The sequence below is a fragment of the Kitasatospora sp. NPDC059571 genome (assembly GCF_042735675.1).
Classification (GTDB): Bacteria; Actinomycetota; Actinomycetes; order Streptomycetales; family Streptomycetaceae; genus Kitasatospora.
The window spans coordinates 2287-4646 of record NZ_JBHWBW010000567.1 but is presented as its reverse complement, the minus strand read 5'-3'; the positions used below and the strand labels follow the sequence as shown (position 1 = coordinate 4646).

Annotated in this window: 2 protein-coding genes; both read right to left on the bottom strand. The window is 76.1% G+C overall.

Annotated elements, in window-relative coordinates; translation table 11 throughout:
- A partial coding sequence (locus tag ACFV0G_RS35630; protein ID WP_380556887.1) for a formimidoylglutamate deiminase occupies positions 1-1397 on the bottom strand: 1397 nt, incomplete at its 3' end.
- A partial coding sequence (locus tag ACFV0G_RS35625; RefSeq protein ID WP_380556885.1) for an allantoate amidohydrolase occupies positions 1385-2360 on the bottom strand: 976 nt, incomplete at its 5' end. The genes ACFV0G_RS35630 and ACFV0G_RS35625, both read right to left, overlap by 13 nt.

Genomic DNA, 2360 nt, shown 5'->3' with positions numbered 1-2360 from the left:
CGCCGGGGCAGGGCCCCGGCGCCCCGACGGCGGTGTCCGCGGCTTCTGGCGCTGAGCGCGGCGATGGAGCTGCGCTGGGCCCCGGCGACGTCGGGGACGAGCTGGTGGACGCCGTCCTTGACGATGTGGCGGCCGCCGACCACCACGTGCCGGACGTCGGCGGCGGAGGCGGCGAACACCGCGGTCTCCGCGCCGAGCGCGGGCCGCGGCCCGGCCGTGCGGACGCTGTCCAGCGCGATCGCGGTGAAGTCGGCGAGCGAGCCGGCCTCGATCCGGCCGGCCTCCGGCCAGCCGAGCGAGGCGTGGCCGTCCTCGGCACCCGCCCGGAGCAGCGCGTTGGCCGTCCAGTGCCCGCGGGTGCGGGTGTGCAGCCGTTCGTTGAGCTCCAGCGCCCGGGCCTCCTCGAACGGGTCGATCACCGCGTGGCTGTCGCTGCCGAGGGTGATCGGGCAGCCCGCGCTCGCCAGCCGCCGGGCCGGGCCGATGCCGTCCGCGAGGTCCCGCTCGGTGGTGGGGCACATGCAGATGGCGGTGGAGGTCTCCGACAGCAGCCGGACGTCCTCGTCGGTCAGGTGGGTGGCGTGCACCGCGGAGGTGCGCGGCCCGAGCACGCCGTGGTCGGCGAGCAGCCGGGTCGGGGTGACGCCGTGCGCGGTGAGGCAGGCGTCGTTCTCGGCGGTCTGCTCGGAGAGGTGGACGTGCAGCGGCGCCTTGCGCATCGCCGCCCAGTGCGCGACGGTGCCCAGCTGGTGGGCGGGGACGGCGCGCACCGAGTGGACGGCCGCCCCGATCCTGGCGTGGTCGGCGGCCTTGAGGTCGCAGACCCGCTCGGCCCAGGCGTCGGCGCTCCCGTCGCTGAAGCGCAGCTGCGGCTTGGTCGGCTCGGCGCCGAAGCCGGAGGACAGGTAGCAGGTGTCCAGCAGGGTGATCCTGATGCCGGCCTGGGCGGCCGCCTCGATCAGCGCGTTGCCCATCGCGTTCGGGTCGCCGTAGCGGCCGCCGCCGGGCGCGTGGTGCAGGTAGTGGAACTCGCCGACCGCGGTGATCCCGGCCAGCGCCATCTCCGCGTACACGGCGGTGGCCAGCGCGAGGTAGCTCTCCGGGTCGAGGGCGCCGGCGAAGCGGTACATGGTGTCCCGCCACGTCCAGAACGTCCCGGAGCCGACCTGGACATTGCCGCGCAGCGCCCGGTGGAAGGCGTGCGAGTGGGCGTTGGCCTGGCCGGGCAGCAGCAGCCCGCCGAGCCGGACGGCGCCGGACGGGCACGGCCCGCTCTCCGGGGTGACCTTGGCGATCCGGCCGCCCGGGCCTACGGTGATCAGCACCTCGCGCTCGACCACCGGCCCGTTGGCGTGCGGCAGCCAGGCGTGCTCCGCCCAGTACGTCAGCCCTGACATGCGAGGTCCTCCAGAACGTCGGCGAGCGCGGTGACCCCGGCGAGGCAGTCGGCCTCCTCGGCGTACTCGGCCGGGGAGTGCGACACTCCGCTCGGGTTCCGTACGAACAGCATGGCGGTCGGCACCGCCGATGCCAGGATTCCGGCGTCGTGTCCCGCACCGGTCGGCAGCACCGGCGCACCGCCGAGGGTCTTCGCGATCCGGTCGCGCAGCGGGCCGTCGAAGTCGACGACCGGCGTGTACGACTCGCGGGTGAGCTCGACCCGGACGCCGTCCCGGCCGCCGCGGTCGGCGGCGGCCTGCCGGATCTCCTCCACCACCCGCTCCAGGGTGGCTTCGTCGGCGGCGCGGGAGTCCAGCCAGCCGCGGACGAGGGAGGCGATCGCGTTGGTGCCGTTGGGCTCGACGGCGACCTTGCCGAAGGTCGCCAGTGCGCCGGCCAGCGCCGCCTTCTTCCGTGCCGAGAGCACGGTGGTGGCGAAGGTCAGCATCGGGTCGCGGCGGTCCTCGATCCGGGTGGTGCCGGCGTGGTTGGCCTCGCCGTGGAAGTCGAACCGCCAGCGGCCGTGCGGCCAGATCGCGGACGCGACGCCGATCGGCCGGTCCTCGGCCAGGTAGCGGCCCTGCTCGACGTGGAGTTCGACGAAGGCGCCGATCCGGGCGAGGCGCTCGTGGTCGGCGCCGATCGCGGCCGGGTCGTACCCGGCGCGCTCCATGGCGTCGGGCAGCCGGACGCCGTCGGCGTCGCGCAGCTCGAACGCCTGCTCGGGGGCGAGGACGCCGGCGGCGAGGCGGGAGCCGATGCAGGCGACGCCGAACCGGGCGCCCTCCTCGTCGCCGAAGTTGACGATGGCCAGCGGCCGGGGGAACAGCCCGCCCCCGGGGCGGGGGTGGGGGCCGGGTTGGGGGGGGGCGGTCGGGGGGGGCCAGTCGTGGGCGCGGGCGGTCGCGGCGCGCGGGCTC